The sequence below is a fragment of the Xanthomonas sp. genome, assembly GCF_017163755.1.
Taxonomy (GTDB): Bacteria; Pseudomonadota; Gammaproteobacteria; order Xanthomonadales; family Xanthomonadaceae; genus Xanthomonas_A.
The window spans coordinates 83643-110375 of the sequence record NZ_JAFIWC010000005.1 but is presented as its reverse complement, the minus strand read 5'-3'; the positions used below and the strand labels follow the sequence as shown (position 1 = coordinate 110375).

Below are 26733 nucleotides of genomic sequence, written 5' to 3'. Positions count from 1 at the left end.
GGCGCGCGATGTCGGCGCAGTCTGGCCCGATCACGCGGCGCATTGACAGCGCAAGGCGGCGACGTTAGACAACGTCATCCACGCACCGCACGCCACGACGTCGCAGCGCAGCGCACCGGCCATGCGAGGCCGCGCCGCGGCCGCTGGCCCATCCGCCGCACGTCTTCGCCGAGGCCGTCGATGAACAACCACCCGCTTCTTGCCGCCGCCACGCTGGGCCTGCTGCTTGCCGGCGCCGGGCGCGCCACCGCCGCCGACCGCGCGCCGCGCAGCGCCGCCGCGAACGCCACGGTGACCATCTTCACCACCGCGCAGGGCGGCGAGCAGCGCCTGAGCCGCAGCGGCAGCGTCGAGCTGCGCGCCGGGCACGCGCTCAGCGAAGCGGAGACCTCGGTGTTCGTCGCGCCGGACAGCCGCTACCAGACGCTGCTCGGCATCGGCGGCGCGATCACCGACGCCAGCGCCGAGGTCTTCGCGCGGCTGTCGCCGCGCAAGCAGAGCGAACTGCTGCGCGCGTACTACGACAAGGAGCGCGGGATCGGCTACTCGCTCGCGCGCACCACCATCCACAGCTCCGACTTCAGTTCCGCCAGCTACACCTACATCGACGAAGGCGACAGCGCGCTGGCCAGCTTTTCCATCGCGCACGACCGCAAGGCGCGCATCCCGATGATCAAGCGCGCGATCCAGCAGGCCGGCGGCAGGCTGACCCTGTTCGCCAGCCCATGGAGCGCGCCGGCGTTCATGAAGACCAACAACGACATGCTGCGCGGCGGCGCGCTGCGCCCGGAGTTCGCCGCGGCGTGGGCCAAGTACTTCACCCGCTTCATCCAGGCCTACGAGCGGGAAGGCGTGCCGATCTGGGGCATCACCGTGCAGAACGAGCCGATGGCGGTGCAGAAGTGGGAGTCGATGCTGTTCACCGCCGAGCAGGAACGCGATTTCCTCAAGAACCACCTGGGCCCGACGATGCACGCGGCCGGCTATGCCGACAAGAAGATCATCGTCTGGGACCACAACCGGGACATGATGGCGTACCGCGCGCAGGTCATCTTCGACGACCCGGAAGCGGCGAAGTACGCCTGGGGCCTGGGCTTCCACTGGTACGAGACCTGGGCCGGCTTCGAGCCGATGTACCGCAACGTCGCCGCGGTGAGCCAAGCGTATCCGGACAGGCCGGTGCTGCTGACCGAGGCGTCGGTGGAGAAGTTCGACCGTTCGCGCTACCAGTACTGGCCCAACGCCGAGCGCTACGGCAGCGCGATGATCAACGACCTCAACAACGGCGCGGTCGGCTGGACCGACTGGAACATCCTGCTGGACCAGAACGGCGGCCCCAACCACGTCGGCAACTGGTGCTTCGCGCCGATCCACGCCGACACCGCCACCGGCGAGCTGATCTATACGCCGAGCTACTACTACATCGGCCACTTCTCCAAGTTCATCCGCCCCAATGCGCGGCGCGTCGGGGTCAGCAGCAGCCGCAGCACGCTGCTGGCCACCGCCTTCGTCAACGAAGACCAGCGCCTGGTCGCGGTGGTGATGAACCCCACCGATGCCGCGGTCACCTACAACTTCTACGTGCGCGACCGCTCGGCCGTCGTCACCATTCCCGCGCACGCGATCCAGACCTTGCAGCACTAACCCGGGCCGGTGCGCCGCAGCGATGCGGCGCATTGCTTCCTGCGCCGCGGCCAGGTACCGGCGGCGGCACGGGCGCCGTCCTACGCGGCCACCGCCTGCTCGTGCGGCGCCATCGCGGCGATCTCGTCGACACGGAGCATCTGCGTCCGGTCCAGCAGGATCACGAACCGCTCGCCGAGCTTGCCCATGCCGTGCAGCAGCTCGCGGCGTATGCCGGCGCCGAACGAAGGCGCCGGCTCGATCTGCTCCAGCGGGATGTCCAGCACCTCGCTGACCGCATCCACCAGCACCCCGATCGCCTGCGCGCCGTGTTCCTGCTCCAGCGCCACGATCACGATGCAGCTGCGCCGGGTCACGCCGCCGGCGCTGCGTCCCAGCCGCAGTTGCAGGTCCATCACCGGCACCACCGCGCCGCGCAGGTTGATCACCCCGCGCACGCAGGCCGGCATCGACGGCACCGGCGTCGGCGCACGGTACTCGATGATCTCCTTGATGCCGAGGATGCTCAGGCCGAACAGCTCCTGGCCGAGGTAGAAGGTCAGGAACTGCGACGGAACCGCCGCGGCCGTTTCGTCGCCGGCCGGCGCCGGCGAAGGCATCGCACTCAACGTGTTGTCGCGCATGATGCCTCTCCTAGAAGCTGGCGAACTGGGATTCGTCCGGGCCTTCGGCCATCGCATAGGCCGGCGCCGGCGTGCGCGCGCGGATCCGCTTGGGCTCGAGCTTCACGCCCCTGGGCGCCGCCAGGCTCGGCTTCTCCGTGCCGCGCGGCGTACGCGGCGCGCCAGGGGCCATGGACAGGCGGAAGAAGGACATCGTCTGCTGCAGGTATTCGGCCTGCGTGCTCATCTCTTCGGCGGTGGCGGCCAGCTCTTCGGACGCGGTGGCGTTCTGCTGCGTGGTCTGGCTCAGCTGCACCACCGCCGAGTTGATCTGCGCCACGCCCGAGGACTGCTCCTGCGACGCCGCGGCGATCTCCTGCACCAGGTCGGAGGTCTTCTTGATGCTCGGCACGATGGTCTCCAGCAGGCGCCCGGCCTTGTCGGCCAGTTCCACGCTGCTGTCGGCGACCTCGCCGATCTCCTGCGCGGCGACCTGGCTGCGCTCGGCCAACTTGCGCACCTCGGCGGCGACCACCGCGAAGCCCTTGCCGTGCTCGCCGGCGCGCGCGGCCTCGATCGCCGCGTTGAGCGCGAGCAGGTTGGTCTGGTAGGCGATGTCGTCGATGATGCCGATCTTCTGCGCGATCTGCTTCATCGCCTGGGTGGTGGCCACCACCGCCTCGCCGCCCTCGACGGTTTCCTTGGCCGCCTGCGTGGCCATGCCGTCGGTGATGCGCGCGTTCTCGGTGTTCTGCCCGATCGAGGCGGTCATCTGCTCCAGCGACGCGCTGGTTTCCTCCACGCCGGCGGCCTGTTCGGTCGCCGCCTGGCTCAGCGACTGCGCGGTGGCGCTGACTTCCTCCGAGGCGCCGGCGAGATTCTGCGCGCTGGCGTTGACCTCGCCCACCACCTGCTGCAGCTTTTCCAGCATGCGCTGCATCGCCTGCAGCAGCTGTGCGGTTTCGTCCGTGCCGCGGGTCTCGATCTGCATGGTCAGGTCGCCTTCGGCCAGGCCGTTGGCGACTTCGACCGCGCGCTCGATGGGGCGGGTGACGCTGCGGCTGATGACGAAGCCCAGGCCGATGCCGATCGCCACACCGGCGATGATGATCGCGATCAGGGTCTTGCTGCCGTTGGCATAGATCGCATCGGTCTGCTCGCTGGCCGCCGCCGCGTTGGCTTCCTTCAGCGTGCTCAGCTCGGTCATCAGCTCATCCAGTTCATCGGACGAACTGCGCACCGACTTGGACAATTCCATGAGTTCCGGATTGGCCTCCGGCAACGACTGCTGCGTGGCCATCTCGATGAACTGGTTGCGCCGCGCCAGGTATTCCTTCCACACCTGGTCGAAGCGATCCAGCTTGGTCTTGGCCTCGGGGCTGTCGAAGGTGGCCCTGGCCTTGTCCATGTACTCGACCATGCTGGCGGTGTACCGGTCGATGCTGGCCATGTGCTTGGCGCGGTCTTCCTGGGTGGTGGCCAGCTGCAGGTTGGAGCGCGCGCGGCCGGCGTAGATCAGGTTGATGTTGGCTTCCTTCAGGTTCGACAGGCCGAGCAGTTCGCGTTCGTAGAGCAGCGTCGCGTAGTGGTTGATCTTTCCGGAGTTGAGGATGCCGATCCAGCCGATGCACGCGCCGATCGCGGCCACGAACAGGAACGCGCACGTCAGCCTGACGCCGATTTTCATTTTGCCGAACATAGTGATTCCCTGATTTTGTTTGATGACGAACACGCCAGCGTATGGCGCGACCGGATGTCTTTCCCGCTGCCAGCACCTGGTCGGGCATGGGCCGCCCGCGGCGGCGGCGCTTGTCGCCTTTGCCGACGTCGAAGGCGCTGGACTGGTCGGTGGCCTGAGCCATCGCTGTCGTCCGCCCGCAGTGGGGAAGCTATCGGCAAGCGCCAATCGCGCTTTAACCGGGCGAATTCGGCACAAACGCGTCCACGTAGCGCACGCCGCGAAGACGGCGCCACGCTCGCAACGCATTGATCGCAAGGCGTTTGGCAGTGAGCGCACGGGCGCGCGCGGCCAGCGCGATCCGCATGCGCGGGTGCGGCCCGGGGCGATTCCTGTCGCCGTTCGCGCTTTCTTAGTGAGATGGAAGTTGCGTTTCTTCGTAGACAAAACCGTGCGCCGGCATTCGCAGAGAACCGAGGCGCGCATTCATCTCTTCCCCATTGACGGCAGCACGCGGCGGTACTGCGCACCGGCTCGCGAAAAATCGCGCTGGCTCATCCAGTCGAACGATCGGACGCGCTGCGCACCGGCGTGCCGGACGCCGCACGCGCCCCGGGGCTCTGCGCCAGACGCTGCTTGGCCACGGCGGTTTCCTCGGCGTCCAGCTCGACCAATGCCTCGAAACGGTCCGCCGACCAGGTGGCGACCGGTACGCCATCGCGATACAGCACGCGCGCACCGGGCACCCGCGGCAAGCGCGTGCCGGGCAGCACGCCACCGAGCAGATTCGCCGGATCGGCCGCGCCCAGGCACAGCCAGGCGCCGTCGTGCGGCTGGCCGCGGATCTGGCGCAGCAGGCCGATCGCGTCGGGCAGCGCGAACTGCTCGCCCGACAAGCCGCTGATGAAGCGCCCGCCACGGATCTCGCCACGCGCCTCCAGGCGGTGGTAGACCCGCAGCAGTTCGCGCCATGGCGGCAGCCACGCCGCCTCGCGCTCGAGCAGCCGCCAGCACACCACGCCATAGCGGCGCAGCAGGGTACGCGCCAGATGCTCGAGCGCCTCGTCGCGCGCGGCGGCGTCGGTGCCGGACTGCGCCGGCGCGCGCACCGGCGCCCAGCGCCCGGCGTCCTGGATGCCGAACAGCGGCACCCGTCGCCGCCGCCGCGACAGCGCCGACGGCCGCTTCGACGCCGGCACCAGCAACGCGCGCAGGCCGGCATAGCTGTCGCAATGGATGCGGCCGCGCGCCACCAGTTCCGCCAGCGCCTCTTCCAGTTCGGTCGACAGCAGCCGGGTGCCGTCGAGGATCTCGTCGAAGAACGATGCGCCGTGCGCGCCCAGGTAGTCCGCCACGCGTTGCGCGCGCGAGCCCAGCGCGCTGTCCTCGGCCGCAGCTGGCGCCAGCTGCGACCAGCGCGCGGCGCTGCGGCGCGGCAGCAGCAGGATCGGCGTGGCGCGCAGCGAGCCGCCGCCGCTGGTCGCGCCCGCCGCCGGGCGCAGCCGCGTCCACAGCGTGCGCCCGGCGGTGCACAGCTCGTCCAGCCACGCCGGCGCATAGTCCTGCACGCGCGCGGGCAGCAGTTCCGATTCCCACAGCGCCGCCGGCGCCTCGTAGCCCTCCAGCTGCGCCAGCACGCTGGTCAGCGCTTCGGGCCCGCTGACCCGGCCGTCGCGGTCCAGGTGCTGCCAGCGGAACAGGAAACGCGCGTAGTCGCGTGGCGCCACCGGTTCGATCTCGCGGCGCAGGCGGCCCAGGGTGTAGCGGTGGATGCGCGCCAGTAGGTGGCGTTCGCACCATTGCTCGGTCCCGGCGTCCGGATCGAAGCGCCCCGGCAGCACGTAGCCGTCGCGCTGCAGCGCCAGCAGCGCCGCCTGCGCCTCGCCGATCGGCAGGCGCAGCGGCGCCGCCAGCTGCGGCGCGGCCACCGGCCCCAGCGCGGCCAGGCGCAGCCGCAGCAGTTCGCGCAGCGCTGTGTCGCGCTGCCAGTCGTCGATGGCGTAGCCCTGCGGCACGCCGATGCGCGGCTGCGGCGTCGCCTGCGGGTACAGCGGCGCGACCAGCGCCAGCAGTTCGGCGGCCACCCACAGCTCGACGCCATCGATGCCGCACAAGCGGGTGGCGCGGTCGTCGGCAGCGAGTTCGTCGAGCCAGCCGCGCCAGCCCTCGCCCGCGGCCGCCTCCGCGCCGGTCAATGCGCCCAGCGCGACCAGCGCCTCGTGCATTTCGTCGCGGCTGCGCGCCTGCGGCCAGGCCTCCTCGCGCACCGCGGCGATCGCCTGCGGATCGAGCCGGCCCAGGTCGTCGGCGCTTTCCGGGTCGGCGTAGCGTCGGCTCTGTACCGCCTGGGTGCGGCGCTCCTCCAGCGGCGCGTCGTCGAGGAAGGCATACGGCCGCGCGTCCAGCGCCTCGGCCGCCAGCGGCGACGGCGCGGCAAGGTCGCGCGCCAGCACCCGCACCTCGCCGCTTTCTATGCGCCGCAGCAGGCGCAGCCAGCCGTCGCTGTCCATCGCCTCGTGCAGGCAGTCCTCCAGCGTCTGCGCGACCAGCGGATGCTCGGGAATCTCACGCTCGCCGGCCAGGTTCTCGGCGCAGGCCACCTGGTCCGGGAACACCGTGGCCAGCAGGTCCTCGGACTTCATCCGCTGCAATTGCGGGGCCACCTTGCGCCCGCCGCTGAAGCGCGGCAGCGCCAGCGCGGTGGTCGCGTTCCAGCGCCAGCGCACGCCGAACAGCGGCGCGTCCAGCAAGGCCTGCACCAGCACCTGCTGCGCCGAGGACGAATGCAGGTAGCGGGCGACATCGTCCAGCGCGAAGCTGTGGCTGGTGGACAGCGACAGCACGATCGCGTCCTCGGTCGCCGCCGCCTGCAGTTCGAAATTGAAGGTGCGGCAGAAGCGCTTGCGCAGCGCCAGGCCCCAGGCGCGGTTGACGCGGCTGCCGTACGGGCTGTGGATCACCAGCTGGGTGCCGCCGCTGGCGTCGAAGAAGCGCTCGATCACGATGCACTGCTGGGTCGGCAGCGCGCCGAGCGCGCTGCGCGCGCGGCCCAGGTAGTCGACGATCTGCTGCGCCGACGCCGCGTCCAGCCGCAGCTCGCCGCCGAGCCAGGCCAGCGCCGCGGCGGCGCCGCCGTCTTCCAGGCAGCGCTCGACCTGCGCGCGCAGCCGCGCCACGCCCGCCGACAGCTCGTCGCTGCGCCCGGGCGCTTCGCCCAGCCAGAACGGGATGTTCGGCGGCGCGCCGTGCGCGTCCTCCACCCGCACCCTGCCCGGCTCCACGCGCAGGATGCGATAGCTGGCGTTGCCGAGCTGGAACACGTCGCCGCTGAGGCTCTCGACCGCGAAGTCCTCGTTGACCGTGCCGATGTTCTCGGCCTGCGGTTCCAGCATCACGCTGTAGTCGCCGCTCTCGGGAATGGTGCCGCCGGAGGTCAGCGCGGTCATCCGCGCACCGCGGCGCTGGCGCAGGCGGCGGTGCACGGCGTCGCGATGCAGGTAGCCGGCGCGCGGCCCCAGCCGCGTGCTGAAGCCGTCGCAGAGCATGCGCACCACCGCGTCGAACTGCGCGCGCGGCAGCGCCGCATACGGCCAGGCGCGCCGCACCAGCGCGTACAGCGCGTCCTCGTCCCACTCCTGGCAGGCGGTCTCGGCGACGATCTGCTGCGCCAGCACGTCGCGCGGCGCCGGCGCGATGCGCAGTGCGTCCAGTTCGCCGCGGCGCACGCAGTCCAGCAGCGCCGCGCATTCGACCAGTTCGTCGCGCGATTGCGGGAACAGCCGCGCCTTCGGCGTTCCGCCCACCGCGTGCCCGGAACGTCCGGCGCGCTGCAGGAAGGTGGCGATCGAGCGCGGCGAACCGAGCTGGCAGACCAGGTCCACGTCGCCGATGTCCAGGCCCAGCTCGAGCGAGGCGGTGGCGACCAGCACCTGCAGCCCGCCGGCCTTCAGCCGCTGCTCGGCGAGCAGCCGCGCCTCGCGCGCCAGGCTGCCGTGGTGCGCGGCGACCGCGTCCTTGCCGAGCAGTTCGCCCAGGTGCCGCGCGGCGCGCTCGGCCATGCGCCGGGTGTTGACGAACACCAGCGTGGTGCGGTGCGCGCGCACCAGCGCGGCCACGCGCTCGTAGACCTGCTGCCACTGATCGCTGGACATGGTCGCGCTCAGCGGCGTCGGCGGCAGCTCCAGGGCCAGATCGCGTTCGCGGTCGTAACCGATGTCGACGATCTCGCAATCGGGCACGCCGTCGCGCACCGCCCCGGCGCCGACCAGGAACCGCGCGACCTCGTCGATCGGTTTCTGCGTGGCCGAAAGGCCGATGCGCAGCGGCGGGGTTTCGCACAAGTGCTGCAGCCGCTCCAGCGACAACGCCAGGTGGCTGCCGCGCTTGCTCGCGGCGACCGCATGGATCTCGTCGACGATCACCGTGCGCACGTGCCGCAGTGAAGCTCGCCCGGACTCGGAACCGAGCAGCACGTACAGCGATTCGGGCGTGGTGACCAGCACATGCGGCGGCCGCCGCCGCGCTTGCGCGCGCTCGCGCTGCGGGGTGTCGCCGGTGCGCACCGCGGTGCGGATCTCAACGTCGGGCAGGCCGAGCGCGGCCAGCTCGGCGCGGATGCCGGCCAGCGGCGCTTCCAGGTTCAGGTGGATGTCGTTGGACAGCGCCTTCAGCGGCGATACGTAGAGCACCTGGGTGCGGTCCTGCAGCCCGCCCTGCGCCAGTCCTTCGCGCAGCAGCGTATCCAGCGCGGCGAGGAACGCGGTGAGGGTCTTGCCCGAGCCGGTGGGTGCGGCGACCAGCGTATGCCGCCCGGCCTGGATCGCCGGCCACGCCGCCGCCTGCGCCGGCGTGGGCGCAGCGAAACGGCGTTCGAACCAGCGCGCCAGCGCGGGATGGAAACGCGCGGGCATGTGCGGAGCGGGTCGGCGGAAAAGATCGGCAGGCATCGCAATCGTGGTGGTCCGGTGCGGTTATCCGGTACGTGGTGTGGTTGTGCACTACATGGTGTCGCACCGCCGCGTAGCCAAGCCCGCGTGAAGGAATACGGGTTTCTCCCGCGTTCGGCGTAAACGATTCATGGCCCGCGGCGGCGCGACGACTGTCTACCACATGTGCCCGCGCTCACGGTTATGTTGGCGGTGAGTTCACACCGGCAGCTCGGTTCGATAGCCGGTGCGGACATGTCACGCGGGAGCCACTGCATGTCAGAGCCACATCACGATGGAGCGCTCGCATCACGATCCACGCCGCATGGATGCGCGCACAACACGCACGCCGCCGTCTCGCTCAAGAACACCGTGTCCACTGGTGAAGCAAGAGCTAGGACTGCGACCACGTCCCCGCGCACCGCCGGCAATGAGGGCCGGCTCCGCCACCTAGCGACGCGGTGGTCTGGCGGATTTCTCGTGGCACCTGACCCCTCGCGTTCCGACCCTGCCTCGCGCAGACGCAGCAGGAAACCGCACCAATTCCGTTGTCCACCCTGGCCAAGGAGCACCAGCAATGGCGCACGACACCAACACCAACTCCACGAACGTTTCCCCTTCGCGCTGGTCGCACCACGTCGCCGACAGCAGCAGCGCGCTCGACCTCACCCCCGGTGTGTTCGAGCGCGACGACCCGGTCGACATCGCGCGTTCGCTGAAGCATTCCGCCGACCAGAGCGCACGCCGCCGTACCGGCCCCTATCGTTCGGCGATGTCGATGCTCACGTTCTACATCAACCGTGCCGGCAAGCAGCTCCCGGAGCAGCGGCGGCAGGTGCTGGAGCGCGCCAAGGACGAGCTGCGCGCGCTGTACGGCAAGCCGCGCAGGGACCCGCCGATCGGCTGAGTCCCGCCGGCCGCGGAAGCGTGACGCCGCTGGCGGATTCGGCGGCTCGCGCTGGCCTGCGGCGATTTGCGGTTGCCGGCCGCCGAACGGCTGGCGCATGATCCAGCCATGATCAGGGAGCCGGACGTTTCGGAACGCGCCGACGCAGCGACGCCGGCGCAAGGCCGCGACGCCGCGCCGGCGCCATTGAGCGAAGACGCGGTGCTGCTGTCGCGGATCATCCTCGCCCAGGGCGAGATCGCCGCCGCCGGAAGCGATCCGCTGCAGGTGGTCGACGTGGTCACCCGCCGCGCGCAGGAGCTGACCCGCTCCAGCGGTGCGGTGGTGGAAATGAGCGACGGCGGCGACATGCTGTACTGGTCCGCCAGCGGCATCGCCGAGAACCACCTGGGCCTGCGCCTGCCGAGCCACAACAGCCTGTCCGGGCTGTGCATGCGTACCGGCCAGGTGCTGCAGTGCGACGATTCGGAGGAGGACCCGCGGGTCAACCGCGAGGCGTGCCGCAAGGTCGGGCTGCGCTCGATGCTGGTGGTGCCGCTGCGCTATGCCGACCGCGGCATCGGCGTGCTCAAGGTGATGTCGCCGTACCGCTGCTGCTACCAGCCGCAGGACGTACGCACGCTGGAGATGCTGGCGACGCTGGTCGGCGCGACGCTGGCGCTGGCGATGGACCGGGTGGCGCTGAAGACCGACATCGCGCGGCGCCAGGACGCGGAAAAACACGCGTTCCGCGAACGCGCCGCCACCGCCACGCGGATCCGCGAGGTGATCGAGGCCCAGCGCCTGGACATCGTGTTCCAGCCGGTGCTGGCGCTGGGCACGCAGCGCATCGTCGGCGTCGAGGCGCTGTCGCGCTTCCCGTCCAATCCTGCGCTGCCGCCGTTGCGCTGGTTCGCCGACGCGACCACCGTCGGGCTGTCGCTGGAGCTGGAACTGGCCGCCGCGCGGAAGGCGCTGGCCACGCTCGACCAATTGCCGGCGCCGCTGTACCTGGCGATCAACGTGTCGCCGGCGACACTGATGCATCCGCAGCTGGCGGCATTGCTGCAGCCGTTCGACGGTTCGCGGATCGTGCTGGAGATCACCGAGCAGGTGCAGGCGTTCGACTACCCGCGGCTGTCCGAGCACATCCTCGCGCTGCAGCGGCAGGGCCTGCGCATCGCGCTCGACGATGCCGGCACCGGCTTCGCCAGCCTGCGCCATCTGCTGCACCTGTCGCCGGACATCATCAAGCTCGACCTGACCCTGACCCGCGGCATCGACGCCGAACCGCGGCGCCAACGGCTGGCGCAGGCGATCCTGTCGTTCGCCGAGGAGACCAATGCCAGCGTGACCATCGAAGGCATCGAGACCGAGGCCGAACTGGAGACGCTGAAGGCCTTGGGCGCGCGCTATGGCCAGGGCTACCAGCTGGCCCACCCGGGCCCGCTGTCGGTGCACCTGGCGCGGTATCCGGCGATCGGCGACGAGCCGGGCTGAAATCCGCTGCAACGCCTCGCAGGGTAGTCGGCCAAGACGTTGCAGCTGGCACGGCGTTGTGGGAGCGACTTCAGTCGCACGGGCTGTACCGGTAATGCCCGTCGCGACTGAAGTCGCTCCCACAATGCTCATCGCCTCTTGTCGCCTCGATCGCCGAGCCAACATGCGCACCACTCCGCTCATAAGACCCAAGCGCAGCAACCTCGCCAGAACATCTGGAGCGGTGTGTAGGAGCGGCTTCAGCCGCGACCGGGCATTCCCCGGGAAGGCCTCGGTCGCGGCTGAAGCCGCTTCTACAGGAATCGATCGTGCCTGCCGCGTCCCGACCTCCCACGAAGCGCGCTCCGCGCCGACCCCGCGCGCAAGAAAAAAGCGGGCCGAAGCCCGCTTTTTTTGGTGCGCTGTGCGCCGACGGCTTACTCGGCCGTCACGCCCTCGCCTTCCTCGACGGCCTTCATCGACAGGCGGATACGGCCCTGCTTGTCCACTTCCAGCACCTTGACCTTGACCAGATCGCCTTCCTTCAGCACGTCGCCGACCTTCTCGACGCGGTCGCTGGAGATCTGCGACACGTGCACCAGGCCGTCCTTGCCCGGCAGGATGGTGACGAACGCGCCGAAGTCCATGATCTTGGCGACCTTGCCTTCGTAGATGCGGCCCGGCTCCACGTCCGAGGTGATCTGCTCGATGCGCGCCTTGGCGGCCTGCGCGGCGATGGCGTTGACCGAGGCGATGATGATCGTGCCGTCGTCCTGGATGTCGATCTGGGTACCGGTCTCCTTGGTGATCGCCTGGATGGTCGAGCCGCCCTTGCCGATCACTTCGCGGATCTTGTCCGGGTGGATCTTGATCGTCAGCAGGCGCGGCGCGTAATCGCTCAGCTCCGAACGCGGACCGGTCAGCGCGCTGGCCATCTCGCCGAGGATGTGCAGGCGGCCGGCCTTGGCCTGCGCCAGGGCCTGCTTCATGATCTCCTCGGTGATGCCTTCGATCTTGATGTCCATCTGCAGCGCGGACACGCCTTCGGCGGTACCGGCGACCTTGAAGTCCATGTCGCCGAGGTGGTCTTCGTCACCCAGGATGTCCGACAGCACCACGAAGTCGTCGCCTTCCTTGACCAGGCCCATCGCGATGCCCGCGACCGGCGCCTTCACCGGCACGCCGGCGTCCATCAGCGCCAGCGAGCTGCCGCACACCGAGGCCATCGACGAGGAACCGTTGGACTCGGTGATCTCCGAGACCACGCGGATCGTGTACGGGAACTCCTCCATGCTCGGCATCACCGCCAGCACGCCACGCTTGGCCAGGCGGCCGTGGCCGATCTCGCGGCGCTTCGGCGCGCCGAAACGGCCGCACTCGCCCACCGAATAAGGGGGGAAGTTGTAGTGGAACAGGAAGTTTTCCTTGTACTCGCCCGAGACCGCGTCGATGACCTGGCCGTCGCGCGCGGTGCCCAGCGTGGTGACCACGATCGCCTGGGTCTCGCCGCGGGTGAACAGCGCCGAGCCGTGGGTACGCGGCAGCACGCCGGCCTTGACGCTGATCGGACGCACCGTGTCCAGCGCGCGGCCGTCGATGCGCACCTTGGTGCTCAGCACCGAACCGCGCATGGTCTGGTATTCCAGCTCGCCGAATTCCTTGGCCAGGTCGGCCACGGCCCAGCCCTCGACCGCGGCGCGCGGGGTCAGCTGCGCCAGCACGTCCTTCTTGATCGCCGAGATAGCGTCGCGGCGCTGCAGCTTGTCGCGCACCTGGAACGCCGACGCCAGCTGGTCGCCGACCGCTTCCTTCAGCGCGGCGATCATGCCTTCGTTCTTCGCCGGGGCGACCCAGTCCGACGGCTTGGTGCCGGCTTCGACGGTCAGCTCGTTGATGATGTTGATGACCTTCTGCATCTCGCGATGGCCGAAGGTGACCGCGCCGAGCATCACTTCCTCGGACAGCAGCGCCGCTTCGGACTCGACCATCAGCACCGCGTTGGCGGTACCGGCCACGACCAGCTCCAGCTGCGAGTCCTTCAGCTCCGACACGGTCGGGTTGAGGATGTACTCGCCGTTCTTGTAGCCGACCTTGGCGGCGGCGATCGGGCCGTTGAACGGGGTGCCGGCCAGCGACAGCGCGGCCGAGGCGCCGATCAGCGCGGCGATGTCGCCGTCAATGTCCGGGTTCATCGACATCACCGTGGCGATGATCTGCACTTCGTTCTTGTAGTCCTCCGGGAACAGCGGACGGATCGGACGGTCGATCAGACGCGAAATCAGCGTCTCCTTCTCGGTCGCACGTCCCTCGCGCTTGAAGAAGCCGCCGGGGATGCGGCCGCCGGCGTAGAACTTCTCCTGATAGTCGACCGTCAGCGGGAAGAAGTCCTGACCTTCGCGCGCGCTCTTGGCGGCGACGGCGGTGACCAGCAGTACGGTGTCGTCCATCTTGACGATGACGGCGCCGCCGGCCTGGCGGGCGATCTCGCCGGTCTCGAGGGTGACGGTGTGCTTGCCGTACTGGAAGGTTTTGGTGATTTTTGCCACGGGGTTTCCTTGGATGATGCTGTCTTCGAATGGACCGCTGACGGCCCATGCCGCTGGCGGGTGGCCGGGAGGATCCGGCCGGTGGCGCGGAGCATTCCCCGGACCACGGTGTTACCCAAAACAAAACCGCGGCGCATTCCTGCGCCGCGGTGGGGTTCGTTGGCTCAGCGACGCAGGCCGAGTTTCTCGATCAACGCCTTGTAACGCTCGCCGTCCTTCTTCTTCAGGTAGTCGAGCAGGCTGCGGCGGCGGTTGACCATCTGCAGCAGGCCGCGGCGGCTGTGGTGGTCCTTCTTGTGGGTCTTGAAGTGGCCGGTCAGCATCTCGATGCGGGCGGTCAGCAGCGCGACCTGGACTTCCGGGGAGCCGGTGTCGGCGGCGCCGCGCTTGTTTTCTTCGATGACTTTCTGGGTGTCGATGGACATGGTGGTTTCTCTAAAGATGCGGGGCCGGCAGGAACGTGCTGATGACGCACCGCCTGGCTCGCCGATTGCGAAGGATTGCGCCGGAGCGCAGGGATGCCTGAAAGGCCGCGGAATTGTACCGGCCCAGGCCCTGGCGGACAAGGCGTTAACGCCGCGTCACGACCAACGGCACCCGGACCCAGGCGCGAGACGTGGCCAGGAGCCCCGCGCCACGCGGCCCTGGCGCTAGAGGTTGAACAGCCGCTGCGGCGACAGCAGCCCGCCGGCATCGACCTGGCCCAGGCCCAGCGGCTGCGCCTGCGCATCGAACACCGCCGCCAGGCCGGACGGCCAAGCCGGGTCGCGCAGGCGCTGGCCCATGCGGAACCGCCGCGCCGCCGGCTCGTCCAGGCGAAGCGACGGGAACCCGGCCAGGCCGGCGGCCAGCGGCAGTACCTGCGCCTCGAGCGCGGCCGGGTCGTCCTGCGCCAGCGCCTGCAACTGCTCCAGGGTCAGCATCCGCGGGCTGCGGAACGGTTCCACCCACAGCCGCCGCAGCCCGGCGATATGCGCGCCGCAGCCCAGGGCCTCGCCCAGGTCGCGCGCCAGGCTGCGGATATAGGTGCCCGAACCGCAGGCCACGCGCAGGCGCAGGTGCGCGCCCTCGTGGGCCAGCACATCGATGGCGTGCACCTCGACCTCGCGCTCCGGCGCCTCGATCGCCTCGCCGCGCCGCGCCTTCGCGTACAGCGGCTCGCCGCCCTGCTTGAGCGCCGAATAGATCGGCGCGCGCTGGCGGATGCGCCCGCGCAGCGGCGCCAGCGCCGCCTGCAGCGCCGCCGCATCGATCGGCGGCACCGGCCGGGTGCGCAGCACCGTGCCGTCGGCATCGTCGGTATCGGTGCTGGTGCCGAGCACCACCTCGGCCTCGTAGGCCTTGGCCGAGCCGAGCAGCAGCCCGGCCAGCTTGGTCGCCTCGCCGAAGCACAGCGGCAGCAGGCCGGTGGCCAGCGGGTCCAGGCTGCCGGTATGCCCGCCCTTCTCGGCGCGGAACAGCCGCCGCGCCGCCTGCAGCGCCGCGTTGGAACTCATGCCGGCCGGCTTGTCCAGCAGCACGATGCCGTCGAGGCGGCGGAAGGAGATGCGGGGCAGGCGGGGGCCGAAGACGGGCATGGGGGCAATCGGGACCGGGGACTCGGGACTCGGGACTCGGAAAGGCGCAGTCGGGAGTCGGACGGTGAAAGCCTGCGATGGTGCAGGCCAGACTTGGTAATAGCTGCCGAATGGTTAGCGGACAGCGGATACGACTATCGCAGGCTACGACGCTGGAAAAGCACGTCTATCGATGCAAAAACCTGCTTGCCGTTCGCCAATGCGGCTTGCGTACGACATCGATGCTTGCGCATCGTGCGCCCGTTCACTCCTTGGACGGAGCCGGCTCGCTATCGCTGTCGCTGTCGCCGTCTTCGGACTGCTGCAGCTCGGGCATGTCGCGCAGCAGGTTGTCGATGCGCTCGCCGCGATCGACCGAATCGTCGTAGTGGAAATGCAGCTCGGGTACGTGGCGCAGCTTCATCGCCCGCGCCAGTTCGCTGCGCAGCTGCGGCGCCAGCTCCTTCAGGCCCTTGACCGCCTCGGCCGAGCGCTCCGGCAGCAGTGCGGTGACGAACACCTTGGCATGGGCCAGGTCGCGGGTGACCTCGACATCGGAAACGCTGACCGACGGCAGACCGTGATCGCGCACGGCCGAGTGCACGATCGTGCCCAGGTCGCGACGGATCTGCGCGGACACGCGATCGGTACGGTGGAAGGATTTTGTTGCCATGGGTCCGGAATCTCTTTGATGCGGGACTCGGGACTCGGGACTCGGGACTCGGAAAGCAAGAGCTGTCGCTTTGCTTTTCCGAGTCCCGCGTCCCGGAACCCGAGTCCCGGCTACATCACAGCGTGCGCTGCACTTCGATGCGCTCGAAGCACTCGATCTGGTCGCCCGGCTTGACGTCGTTGTACGCCTTCACGCCGATGCCGCACTCGGTGCCGTTGCGCACCTCGTCGACGTTCTCCTTGAAGCGACGCAGCGATTCCAGCTCGCCTTCGAACACCACGGTGTTGTCGCGCAGCACGCGGATCGGCTTGTTGCGCTTGACCACGCCCTCCACGACCATGCAGCCGGCCACGGCGCCGAACTTGGAGCTGCGGAACACGTCGCGCACCTGGGCGGTACCGATGATCTCTTCGCGGATCTCCACGCCGAGCAGACCGGACGCCACCTGCTTCACCTGGTCGATCACGTCATAGATGATCGAGAAGTAGCGCAGGTCGATGCCGTTGGTCTCGATGATGCGACGCGCCGAGGCGTCCGCACGCACGTTGAAGCCGATCACCGTGGCCTTGGAGGCCAGCGCCGAGTTCGCATCGGACTCGGTGATGCCGCCCACGCCGGAGTGGATCACGTTGATGCGGATCTGCTCGTTGGACAGCGCCACCAACGACTGCTTCAGCGCTTCCACCGAACCCTGCACGTCGGCCTTGATCACCAGGTTCAGCGACAGCTGGCCCTCGCCCTTGCCAAGCTGAGACATGATGTCTTCCATGCGGCTGCCCGCCGAGGACACCAGGCGCGATTCGCGGCGCTTGGTCTCGCGCTGCTGCGCCACGTCCTTGGCCAGGCGCTCGTCGTCGACCACGACGAAGTCGTCGCCGGCATCCGGCACGCCGGACAGGCCGAGCACCTGCACCGGGATCGACGGACCCGCCTCGGCCGGCTGGCCGCCGGTCTCGTCGAACAGTGCGCGCACGCGGCCGTACTGCACGCCGCACACCAGGTAGTCGCCCTTCTTCAGGCTGCCCTGCTGCACCAGCACCGTGGCCACCGGGCCGCGGCCCTTGTCCAGCGAGGATTCGATCACCACGCCGCTGGCGCGGCCATCGAACACCGCCTTCAGCTCCAGCACTTCGGCCTGCAGCGAGATCGCGTCCAGCAGCGTGTCGATGCCCTGGCCGGTCTTGGCCGAGACCTCGACGAACTGGGTGTCGCCGCCGAATTCCTCGGCGACCACGTCCTGCGAGAGCAGCTCGTTCTTGACCCGCAGCGGATCGGCGCCGGACTTGTCGACCTTGTTGACCGCCACGATCAGCGGCACGCCGGCCGCCTTGGCGTGCTTGACCGCCTCGATCGTCTGCGGCATCACGCCGTCGTCGGCCGCCACCACCAGCACCACGATGTCGGTCAGCTTGGCGCCGCGCGCGCGCATCGAGGTGAAGGCCGCATGGCCCGGGGTGTCCAGGAAGCTGATGACGCCACGGTCGGTCTCGACGTGGTAGGCGCCGATGTGCTGGGTGATGCCGCCGGCTTCGCCGGAGGCGACCTTGGTGCGGCGGATGTAGTCCAGCAGCGAGGTCTTGCCGTGGTCGACGTGGCCCATGATGGTGACCACCGGCGGACGCGGGCGCCTTTCGCCCTGCATGTCCTCGGTGTGCGCCAGCAGCGCGTCCTCGGCGTCGGCGCTGCCCGCGCGAACCGGCTTGTGGCCCAGCTCCTCGGTGATCAGCGCCGCGGTGTCGTGGTCGATGGACTGGGTGATGGTGGCCATCACGCCCATCTTGAACAGCGCCTTGACCACGTCGCCGCCCTTCAGCGCGAGCTTCTGCGCCAGGTCGGCCACGGTGATCGTGTCGCCGATCGCCACTTCGCGCACCACCGGCGCGGTCGGGCGTTCGAAGCCGTGCGAGCCGCCGCCGCTGCGCGCAGGCTCGGCCTGGCGGCGGCCGCCGCTGTTGCCGCCGCGCGGCTTGCCGCGCACGTTGGAACGGCGCGCGCGATCGGCCGCGGACAGGTGCAGCTGGCCGGCGAAGCGGCTGGTGCTGTCGTCGTCCTCGACCCCGGCGACCATCACGTGCGAGCCGCGGGTCTTGTGCTTGTTGCCGGCGTTGCGGTCGTCGCTGCGCGGCGCGGCCGGCTTGGGCGCGTGATGCGGCGCGGCAGCTGGGCGTGCCGGGCGCGGCGCGGCGGCGCCGGACGGCGCGGCGGCCCCGGCGGACGCAGGCGCTGCCGTGGCGGGCGCTGCCGTTTCGGTCGCGACCACGGCCTGGGCGGCCTGGCGTTCGGCTTCGGCGCGGTCGCGCGCGTCCTGCTCGGCCTTGCGCTTGCGCTCGATTTCCTCGGCGCGCGCGCGGTCCTGCTCGGCGAGCTTCTGCTGTTCGGCCAGATTGCGCTGCTTGGATTCCTCCAGCTTGCGCAGGATCTCGGCGCGCTCGTCATCCACCCGCCCGCCCGACGACGCACCGCCGCGCTCGGCGGCGAGGTCCTCGGCCGTCTTGACGTAGGTGCGCTTCTGCCGGACCTCGACGTTGACCGTGGTCTTGCTGCGCCCGGCGCTGACCGTCACTTCCTGCAGCTTGCGCCGGTTCAGGGTGATCTTCTTCGGCGCGGCCTGCGCTTCCTCGGCCGGCTTCTCGGTCTTGCCGTGGGTACGGCGCAGGAAGCCGAGCAGCTTCATCTTTTCGGTGCTGGTCACGACCTGGTCGGGACCGCTGAACTTCATCCCGGCCTCGGCCAGTTGAACCAGCAGTTTATCGACCGGCGTGTTCACCAGTTCGGCCAGCTTGCGGATGGTGGTTTGCTGCGACATTCGGATCCTATGATCTGGTTGGCGCCCCCTCGCGTGCGAAGGTAGCGCGGATTCTAAGCCCTGATCGGTTCAGGGCGGCATTCATCGCTGACTCATTCGCCGCGCTCCAAGCGGGCGATCTCCTCGGCACGGGCGGCCAGGATGAGCGCAGCGGCGCGCTCCTGATCCATGTCCTCGATGCCGAACTCGAGGATTTCGTCGGCGGCCAGATCCGACAGGTCCTCGCTGGTACGCACGCCATGGCTGGCCAGCGCGTACGCGGTGGCTTCGTCCATGCCTTCCAGCGCCAGCAGGTCCGCGGCGGGCACGCTGTCGTCGGCGCCCTCCTCGGCGGCCAGCGCCTCGTTGAGCAGCGCGTCGCGGGCGCGGGCGCGCAGCTCTTCCACGATGTCCTCGTCGAAGCCTTCCACCGCCAGCAGCTCGCCGACCGGCACGTAGGCGATCTCCTCGACCGTGTTGAAGCCCTCGGACACCAGGATGGTGGCGATTTCCTCGTCCACTTCCAGCTTGTCCATGAACAGCTGGCGGGCCACGCCCTGCTCGGCCTCGGACTTGGCGGCCACCTGGTCGGCGGTCATCACGTTGAGCTGCCAGCCGGTCAGGCGGCTGGCCAGGCGCACGTTCTGGCCGCCCTTGCCGATCGCCTGCGCCAGCCGGTCCTCGGCCACCGCCAGGTCCATCGAATGCTTCTCTTCGTCGACGATGATCGACTGCACCTCGGCCGGGGCCATCGCGTTGATGACGAAGTTGGCCGGGTTGTCGTTCCACAGCACGATGTCCACGCGCTCGCCGTTGAGCTCGTTGGACACCGCCTGCACGCGCGAGCCGCGCATGCCGATGCACGCGCCGATCGGATCGGTGCGGGTGTCGTGCGCCAGCACCGCGATCTTGGCGCGGTCGCCGGGATCGCGCGCGCAGGCCTTGATCTCGACCAGGCCCTGGCCCACTTCCGGCACTTCCAGCTTGAACAGCTCGATCATGAATTCCGGCGCGGCGCGGCTGATGAACAGCTGCGGACCGCGCGGCTCCGAACGCACCTCGGCCAGGTAGCCGCGGACGCGGTCGCCGGCGCGCAGCACGTCGCGCGGGATGCCCTTGTCCTTGGGGATGAAGGCTTCGGCGTTGCCGCCCAGGTCGACGTAGATGTTGCCGCGCTCGGCGCGCTTGACCACGCCGGTGATCAGTTCGCCGACCCGGTCCTTCCACGCGTCCACCACCTGCTGGCGCTCGGCCTCGCGCACACGCTGCACGATCACCTGCTTGGCGGCTTGCGCGGCGATGCGGCCGAAGTCCGGATTCTCGATCTGCTCTTCGATGTAGTCGCCGACGTCCACGCCTTCGGCTTCGTCGATCGCGTCCATCAGGCGGATCTGCCGGTCCGGCGATTCCATCACCACGTCGTCGGCCACCACTTCCCAGCGGCGGTAGGTTTCGTAGTTGCCGTCCTTGTGGTCGATGGTGACGCGCGTCAGCACGTCCTGATCGGGGTAGCGCTTCTTCGCCGCCGACGCCAGCGCGGCCTCGATCGCATCGAAGATCACTTCGCGCGGCACGCCCTTCTCGTTGGCCACCGCGTCGACTACCAGCAACAGTTCCTTGCTCATTCTTTCACTCCGCGCGCAGCCTTGCCGGCCGCCGGTTCGTTGGATGGTTTCTTATTGGATTTTGCGGTCTTGCCGGCCGGCTTGGGGCGCTTGGCCGGCGACTTGGGGGTGATGCCCGACTGCTTGGGACTCTTGCCCGGCTTGGTCGGGGCCAGGCCCAGGGCCGCCCAGTCGGGCAGGATCCGCGCCTTGTCGATGTTGTCGAACTCCACTGCCAGTTCGGCGCCGTCGACCTCGAAAAAGATGCGGCCTTCGGCGTCCTCGACCCGCAGGATACGGCCCTGCAGCCGCCGACGGCCCTGCTGCGGCAACTTCAGCACCACCTTGGCCGACTCGCCCTGGTGGCGGGCGAACTGGGCCGCGGTGAACAGCGGGCGGTCCACGCCGGGCGAGGACACTTCCAGCGTGTAGTTGCCGCTGATCGGGTCCTCCACGTCCAGCTGCGCCGACACCTCGCGGCTGACCCGCTCGCAGTCGTCGATGTTGACGATGCGCTCGGGCTGTTCGGCCAGCGGCACGTCGATGTACAGGCGCAAGGTGGCGCCGCCCGAGGCCGGCAGATACTCCGCCCCCAGCAGTTCCAGCCCCAACGCGTCCACGGTCGGGCCCAGCAGATTCGCGATTTCGTTTGCCTTGTCGCTCACAGCCTGCCTTGCATTTGAATGAAATGAAGAAATCCGTTCTGCGGTTTCCCGGACCCCGGAAACGACAAAGGGCCCGTTGGGCCCCTTGTCCGGTACGACTCCGGTAAAGCTGGATTCCGGTTGCAAAGACGGGAACATGCGTCTTCGCGAAGCCCAAATTTCCCTACCGCAGGCAACCGCTGAACTGGTTGCCGCTGTAGACAAATGTGGTAGCGGGGGCAGGATTTGAACCTGCGACCTTCGGGTTATGAGCCCGACGAGCTGCCAGACTGCTCCACCCCGCAGCAGAAGCGGAATTATGAAGAACCAGTGCGATTATTGCAAGCCCTGATTTTTCATCCGACCCGGTGGCGAGGCCACCGGTCTTCGAGCGACATGATAACCGCAAGCGAGGGTTTGCGGAATACCGATAGGGGCGATCGATTCGAAACGGCAACGCCGCGCTGCCGGGCGGCGTTGCGGGAAACCGTGCGCGAGCGTGTCAGGCCAGGTGCGCGAACGCGCGCTGGCACCATGCCATCAGCGGGCTCCAGGCCAGGCCCAGCGCCAGCAAGCCGATCGAGTTGACGCCCAGCACCACGCCGAGCACGCGATCGTCGTTGGCCGGCAACGGCTCGCCGACCGGCTCGTCGAAGTACATCACCTTGATCACGCGCAGGTAGTAGAACGCGCCGATCACCGCGCACAGCACCGACAGGATCGCCAGGCCGGTCCACCATACGTTGTCGGTCGGCACCGCGACCACCGCGCCGAGCACCGCCAGCTTGGCCCAGAAGCCCAGGAACGGCGGCACGCCGGCCAGCGAGGCCATGATGCACAGCACCAACAGCGCCATCCACGGATTGCGCGCGTTCAGGCCCTTGAAGTCGTCGATGTGCTCGGCCTCGAAGCCCTTGCGCGACATCGCGATGATCGCGCCGAACGAGGCGGTGGACATCACCGCGTAGCAGATCGCATAGAACAGCGCCGCCGCGTAGCCGCGCTCGCCGCCGCCGGCCACGCCCAGCAGCAGGAAGCCGATGTGCGAGACGGTCGAGTACGCCAGCATGCGCTTGAGGTTGCTCTGCGCCACCGCCATCAGGTTGCCGATCACCAGCGACAACGCGGCCAGCCCGCCGATCACCCAATGCCACTGCTCGGCCAGCGGACCGACGCCGATCTCCAGCAGCCGGTAGGCCATGCCGAAGGCGGCTAGTTTCGACGCCGAACTGATGAACAGCGCGATCGGCGCCGGCGCGCCCTGGTACACGTCGGGCAGCCACATGTGGAACGGCGCCGCGCCCAGCTTGAACGCCACGCCGGCGATCATGAAGATGGTGCCGGTCAGCAGCAGCGTGCGTTCCTGGCTGGAGCCGATCGCCTCGTGGATGCCGCTCAGGCTCAGCGTGCCGGTGGCGCCGTAGATCAGCGACATGCCGTACAGCAGCAGGCCCGAGGCCAGCGAGCCGAGCACGATGTACTTCATCGCCGCCTCGGTGGCCAGGCCGTTGTCGCGGTTGGAGGCGACCAGCGCGTAGGAGCACAGCGCCAGCAGCTCCAGGCCCAGGTAGACCATCAGCAGGCTGCCGGCCGAGACCAGGATCATCATGCCGACGGTGGCGAACAGCACCAGCACCGGGATCTCGCCCTGGTACAGCTTGCGTTCGCGCAGGTAGCTCCAGCCGTAGATCAGGGTCAACGCGCTGAGGCCGACGATCACCGTCTTCATCACGTCGGCGGCGGCGTCGCGCACGAACATGCCGTTGAACACCTCGCCCTGCCCGCCCACGCCGGCGAGCAGCATCGCGAACACCGCGACCAGGATCGCCACCGAGACGATGTGGGTCCACACCTTGTTGCGCTCGCTGACGAACAGATCGAGCATCAACAGGGCGAAGGCGCCTGCGGTCAGCACCAGCTCGGGAAGCAGGGGCGGCAGGTCGACGGCGGTCAGGGGCAGCAGCGCAGGGGTGGTCATCATCAAATCTCTGGAATCAATACGCTCGACGGCCCGATTACAGCTTGCTGGTGGCGATCTGCGCCGCCAGCTTTGCGATCGAGGGTTCCATCAGGTCGGTCAGCGGTTTCGGGTACAGGCCCAGGGCCAGCACGCCTACCGCGAACACGCCCAGCACCAGCGCCTCGCGGCCGTTGATGTCCTTCAGTTCGGCGACATGCGCGTTGGCCACTTCGCCGAAGAACACGCGCTTGTACAGCCACAGGGTGTACGCGGCGCCGATCACCAGCGTGGTCGCCGCGGCGAAGGCCTGCAGCGGATGCGACTGGAAGCTGGCCAGGATCACCATGAACTCGCCGACGAAGCCGCTGGTGCCGGGCAGGCCGGCGTTGGCCATGAAGAACAGCATCGCGAACGCGGCGAACCACGGCATCACGTTGGCCACGCCGCCGTAGTCGGCGATGCGGCGGGTGTGCATGCGGTCGTACAGCACGCCGACGCAGGAGAACATCGCGCCGGACACGAAGCCGTGCGAGATCATCTGCACCATCGAACCCTGCAGCGCCAGCCGCGCGGCGTCGCCGCTGCCGGAACCGACCAGGGCGAAGGCGACGAAGGCGCCCAGGGTGACGAAGCCCATGTGCGCGACCGACGAATAGGCGATCAGCTTCTTCATGTCGTCCTGCACCAGCGCCACCAGGCCGACGTAGACCACCGCGATCAGCGACAGCGCGATCACCAGCCAGGCCAGCTGGTTGCTGGCGTCCGGCAGGATCGGCAGGTTGAAGCGCAGGAAGCCGTAGCCGCCGATCTTCAGCGCGATCGCCGCCAGGATCACCGAACCGGCGGTCGGCGCCTCCACGTGCGCGTCGGGCAGCCAGGTGTGCACCGGGAACATCGGCACCTTGACCGCGAACGCGATCAGGAACGCGAAGAACAGCCAGGTCTGCTCCTTGGCGGTCAGCGACAGCTGGTACAGGTCGGCGAGCTGGAAGCTGCCGCCCTTCAGGTACAGGTAGATCAGCCCGACCAGCATCAGCACCGAGCCGAGGAAGGTGTACAGGAAGAACTTGACCGCGGCGTAGATGCGGCGCGGGCCGCCCCAGATGCCGATGATCAGGAACATCGGGATCAGCATCGCCTCGAAGAACACGTAGAACAGCATCGCGTCGGTGGCGGCGAAGATGCCGACGGTGACGCCTTCCAGGATCAGGAACGCGGCCACGTACTGGTTGACGCGTTTTTCGATCGAGCTCCAGGCCCCGATCAGCGCCAGCACCGTGACCAGCGTGGTCAACACGATCAGCGCGATCGCGATGCCGTCCACGCCGAGGTTGTAGCCGATGTCGTAGGCCGGGATCCACGCATGGGTCTCGACGAACTGCAGCGCGTCGCTGGCGTAGTCGAAGCCGGTGAGCAGCGGCACGCTGAGCACGAAGGTCAGCAACGCGACCAGCAGCGACGCCCAGCGCGCCGCCCGTGCGTCGCGCAGCGCGAGGATCAGCGCGCCGCCGACGATCGGCAGCCAGATCAGGATACTTAGTAGAGGCCAGTTCGACACGTCTTCTTATTCCGTACAGGTCAACGCCAGAAATGCATCAGCACGCCCAACAGGGCAATGAGACCGATGATCATCGCGAAGGCGTAGTGATAGAGGAAACCGGATTGCGTGCGACGCAGCAGGTTGGCCGCCAGGTCGATCACGCGCGCGGTGCCGTTGACCATGACGCCGTCCACGACATGCGTGTCCAGCGCACGCGACACCTTGCCCAGGCCGACGCCGCCGCCGGCGAAGCCGTCGATCCAGAGCTTGTCGAAACCGTACTTGTTCTCGAGGATGGACACCGGCCACGCGAACGTCCTGCGCGCCTTTGCCGCCAGCTCGGGCTTCCACAGGTACAGGACCCAGGCCAGGGCGAAGCCACCCACGGTCAGCCAGAACGGCGCGGCGGTCAGGCCGTGCAGCGCGAAGGCGACCGGGCCGTGGAACTCCTCGGCCAGCGCGGCGACGGTGTCGCGCGCCGGGTCGTAGAAGTCCACGATGCCGGTGAAGAAGGTCAGCGCCTGGCCCTTGATCGCGGTGGCGGCGTGGTGGCCGGCCCAGTCGGTGCCGAACAGCATCGGGCCGATGGTGAAGAAGCCGATCGCGATCGACGGGATCGCCAGCAGCACCAGCGGCACGGTGACCACCCACGGCGACTCGTGCGGCTCGTGCGCGCCGTGGCCGTGGTGGTCGTCGTGCGCATGCACCTGCGCTTCGGCGTCGGTATGCGCGCTGTCGTGGTGCGAATGGGCGTCGTGGGCGTGGGCGTCGCGGAAGCGCTCCTTGCCGTGGAAGGTCAGGAACAGCAGGCGGAAGCTGTAGAAGCTGGTGACCAGCACGCCGCCGAGCACCGCCCAGTAGCCGTAGGTGGCGATCCAGCTGTGCGAGGCGTGCGCGTGGTGCGCGGCCGCCTCGATGATGCTGTCCTTGGAATAGAAGCCGGAGAAGAACGGCGTGCCGACCAGCGCCAGGGTGCCGATCACGCTGGTCCAGTAGGTGACCGGCATGTACTTGCGCAGGCCGCCCATCTTGCGCATGTCCTGCTCGTGGTGCATGCCGATGATCACCGAACCGGCGGCCAGGAACAGCAGCGCCTTGAAGAAGGCGTGGGTCATCAGGTGGAACACCGCCGCCGAGTACGCCGACACGCCGAGCGCGACGGTCATGTAGCCCAGCTGCGACAGGGTCGAGTACGCGACCACGCGCTTGATGTCGTTCTGCACGATGCCGATCAGGCCGGTGAAGAACGCGGTGGTGGCGCCGATGAACAGCACGAAGTTCAGCGCCGTCTCGGACAGCTCGAACAGCGGCGACATGCGCGCGACCATGAAGATGCCGGCGGTGACCATCGTGGCGGCGTGGATCAGCGCCGAGATCGGGGTCGGGCCCTCCATCGAGTCGGGCAGCCACACGTGCAGCGGTACCTGCGCCGACTTGCCCATCGCGCCGATGAACAGGCAGATGCAGATCATCGTCGGCACCGACCAGACCCACGGCTGGCTCAGGTGGATCGCGTAGTCGATCACCGGGATGGTGATGGTGCCGGTCCACACGGTGATGCTGCCGCCGACCATGCCGGTGGCGTTGGCGAACACCAGCGAGTAGTCCAGGCTGCCGAACACGTACAGCACCAGCGCGATGCCGAGCAGGAAGCCGAAGTCGCCGACGCGGTTGACCAGGAACGCCTTCATGTTGGCGAACACCGCGGTCGGGCGCTTGAACCAGAACCCGATCAGCAGGTACGACACCAGGCCCACCGCTTCCCAGCCGAAGAACAGCTGCAGGAAGTTGTTGCTCATCACCAGGCTCAGCATCGAGAAGGTGAACAGCGAGATGTAGCTGAAGAAGCGCTGGTAGCCCGGGTCGTCGGCCATGTAGCCGATGGTGTACACGTGCACCAGCAGCGACACGAAGGTCACCACCACCATCATCATCGCGGTCAGCCGGTCGACCATGAAGCCGACGTGGGCCGAGTACTGGCCGACCTCGAAGAAGGTGTACAGGTTCTGGTTGAACGGCGCCGCGCCCTGCCCGACCAGCTGGTACAAGACCCAGCACGACAGCGCGCAGCTGACCGCGACGCCGAGGATGGTGGCCAGCTGCGCGCCCACGCGCCCGACCTGGCGGCCGAACAGGCCGGCGATGATGCTGCCGACCAGTGGTGCGAGCACCACCGCGATCAGCAGACCCTTGGAGAGAGTGATTTCCATC

At 68.7% G+C, this 26733-nt stretch carries 15 protein-coding genes, 1 tRNA gene and 1 pseudogene; 3 read left to right on the top strand and 14 right to left on the bottom strand.

The genetic code is table 11. The features are described 5' to 3' along the window. The first annotated feature begins 180 nt into the window (after window positions 1-180). Window positions 181-1644, top strand: a complete 1464-nt coding sequence (locus JR065_RS05080; RefSeq protein WP_206232689.1) for a glycoside hydrolase family 30 protein — start codon at window positions 181-183, stop codon at window positions 1642-1644. Between the two features lie 80 nt (window positions 1645-1724). Here JR065_RS05080 and JR065_RS05075 read toward each other — a convergent pair whose 3' ends face one another. The 3 genes and pseudogenes from JR065_RS05075 to JR065_RS05065 all read right to left on the bottom strand — a co-directional run. Further along, a complete protein-coding gene (locus JR065_RS05075; protein ID WP_429001840.1) occupies window positions 1725-2267 on the bottom strand; it encodes a chemotaxis protein CheW in 543 nt (180 codons plus the stop codon). A gap of 10 nt (window positions 2268-2277) precedes the next feature. Continuing rightward, window positions 2278-3945 carry a methyl-accepting chemotaxis protein gene (locus JR065_RS05070; protein WP_206232687.1) on the bottom strand — a complete coding sequence of 556 codons (1668 nt, stop codon included), beginning with the start codon at window positions 3943-3945 and terminating at the stop codon, window positions 2278-2280. Window positions 3946-4520: 575 nt separating this feature from the next. Continuing rightward, a pseudogene (locus JR065_RS05065) lies at window positions 4521-8834 on the bottom strand (DEAD/DEAH box helicase); the annotation flags it as partial. Between the two features lie 592 nt (window positions 8835-9426). Here JR065_RS05065 and JR065_RS05060 point away from each other — a divergent pair. Beyond that, window positions 9427-9756, top strand: a complete 330-nt coding sequence (locus JR065_RS05060; protein WP_206232684.1) for a DUF3175 domain-containing protein — start codon at window positions 9427-9429, stop codon at window positions 9754-9756. Window positions 9757-9864: 108 nt separating this feature from the next. Next, window positions 9865-11235, top strand: a complete 1371-nt coding sequence (locus JR065_RS05055; RefSeq protein ID WP_206232682.1) for a sensor domain-containing phosphodiesterase — start codon at window positions 9865-9867, stop codon at window positions 11233-11235. A 416-nt stretch (window positions 11236-11651) separates the two neighbouring features. Here JR065_RS05055 and pnp read toward each other — a convergent pair whose 3' ends face one another. The 11 genes from pnp to nuoL form a co-directional block, all read right to left on the bottom strand. Next, a complete protein-coding gene (pnp, locus tag JR065_RS05050) occupies window positions 11652-13760 on the bottom strand; it encodes a polyribonucleotide nucleotidyltransferase (protein WP_206232680.1) in 2109 nt (702 codons plus the stop codon). 164 nt (window positions 13761-13924) lie between these two features. Continuing rightward, window positions 13925-14185, bottom strand: coding sequence for a 30S ribosomal protein S15 (gene rpsO / locus JR065_RS05045; protein ID WP_206232679.1), 261 nt, complete (start codon window positions 14183-14185; stop codon window positions 13925-13927). Window positions 14186-14410: 225 nt separating this feature from the next. Further along, window positions 14411-15337 carry a tRNA pseudouridine(55) synthase TruB gene (gene truB, locus JR065_RS05040; RefSeq protein WP_206232677.1) on the bottom strand — a complete coding sequence of 309 codons (927 nt, stop codon included), beginning with the start codon at window positions 15335-15337 and terminating at the stop codon, window positions 14411-14413. A gap of 244 nt (window positions 15338-15581) precedes the next feature. Beyond that, on the bottom strand, window positions 15582-15989 hold the full coding sequence (gene rbfA, locus JR065_RS05035; RefSeq protein WP_206232675.1) for a 30S ribosome-binding factor RbfA: 408 nt from the start codon (window positions 15987-15989) through the stop codon (window positions 15582-15584). A 115-nt stretch (window positions 15990-16104) separates the two neighbouring features. Next, on the bottom strand, window positions 16105-18795 hold the full coding sequence (gene infB / locus JR065_RS05030; protein WP_206232673.1) for a translation initiation factor IF-2: 2691 nt from the start codon (window positions 18793-18795) through the stop codon (window positions 16105-16107). A 92-nt stretch (window positions 18796-18887) separates the two neighbouring features. Then, complete coding sequence (gene nusA, locus JR065_RS05025) at window positions 18888-20399, bottom strand: transcription termination factor NusA (protein ID WP_206232672.1); 1512 nt, start codon at window positions 20397-20399, stop codon at window positions 18888-18890. Beyond that, complete coding sequence (gene rimP / locus JR065_RS05020) at window positions 20396-21043, bottom strand: ribosome maturation factor RimP (protein ID WP_206232670.1); 648 nt, start codon at window positions 21041-21043, stop codon at window positions 20396-20398. The genes nusA and rimP overlap by 4 nt, the downstream gene beginning before the upstream one ends. 207 nt (window positions 21044-21250) lie before the next feature. Continuing rightward, window positions 21251-21327, bottom strand: a tRNA-Met gene (locus JR065_RS05015). Between the two features lie 197 nt (window positions 21328-21524). Continuing rightward, window positions 21525-23000, bottom strand: coding sequence for an NADH-quinone oxidoreductase subunit NuoN (nuoN, locus tag JR065_RS05010; protein WP_206232802.1), 1476 nt, complete (start codon window positions 22998-23000; stop codon window positions 21525-21527). Window positions 23001-23037: 37 nt separating this feature from the next. Further along, a complete protein-coding gene (locus tag JR065_RS05005) occupies window positions 23038-24540 on the bottom strand; it encodes an NADH-quinone oxidoreductase subunit M (protein WP_206232668.1) in 1503 nt (500 codons plus the stop codon). 20 nt (window positions 24541-24560) lie between these two features. Beyond that, window positions 24561-26732, bottom strand: a complete 2172-nt coding sequence (gene nuoL, locus JR065_RS05000; RefSeq protein WP_206232666.1) for an NADH-quinone oxidoreductase subunit L — start codon at window positions 26730-26732, stop codon at window positions 24561-24563. Between the last annotated feature and the right edge of the window lies 1 nt (window position 26733).

Excerpts from the sequence above, each read along its gene's own strand:
- JR065_RS05080 (WP_206232689.1), top strand. The coding sequence starts at position 181 with ATGAACAACCACCCGCTTCTTGCCGCCGCCACGCTGGGCCTGCTGCTT.
- JR065_RS05075 (WP_429001840.1), bottom strand. The coding sequence starts at position 2,267 with ATGCGCGACAACACGTTGAGTGCGATGCCTTCGCCGGCGCCGGCCGGC.
- JR065_RS05070 (WP_206232687.1), bottom strand. The coding sequence starts at position 3,945 with ATGTTCGGCAAAATGAAAATCGGCGTCAGGCTGACGTGCGCGTTCCTG.
- JR065_RS05060 (WP_206232684.1), top strand. The coding sequence starts at position 9,427 with ATGGCGCACGACACCAACACCAACTCCACGAACGTTTCCCCTTCGCGC.
- JR065_RS05055 (WP_206232682.1), top strand. The coding sequence starts at position 9,865 with ATGATCAGGGAGCCGGACGTTTCGGAACGCGCCGACGCAGCGACGCCG.
- rpsO (WP_206232679.1), bottom strand. The coding sequence starts at position 14,185 with ATGTCCATCGACACCCAGAAAGTCATCGAAGAAAACAAGCGCGGCGCC.
- truB (WP_206232677.1), bottom strand. The coding sequence starts at position 15,337 with ATGCCCGTCTTCGGCCCCCGCCTGCCCCGCATCTCCTTCCGCCGCCTC.
- rbfA (WP_206232675.1), bottom strand. The coding sequence starts at position 15,989 with ATGGCAACAAAATCCTTCCACCGTACCGATCGCGTGTCCGCGCAGATC.
- infB (WP_206232673.1), bottom strand. The coding sequence starts at position 18,795 with ATGTCGCAGCAAACCACCATCCGCAAGCTGGCCGAACTGGTGAACACG.
- nusA (WP_206232672.1), bottom strand. The coding sequence starts at position 20,399 with ATGAGCAAGGAACTGTTGCTGGTAGTCGACGCGGTGGCCAACGAGAAG.
- nuoN (WP_206232802.1), bottom strand. The coding sequence starts at position 23,000 with ATGACCACCCCTGCGCTGCTGCCCCTGACCGCCGTCGACCTGCCGCCC.
- nuoL (WP_206232666.1), bottom strand. The coding sequence starts at position 26,732 with ATGGAAATCACTCTCTCCAAGGGTCTGCTGATCGCGGTGGTGCTCGCA.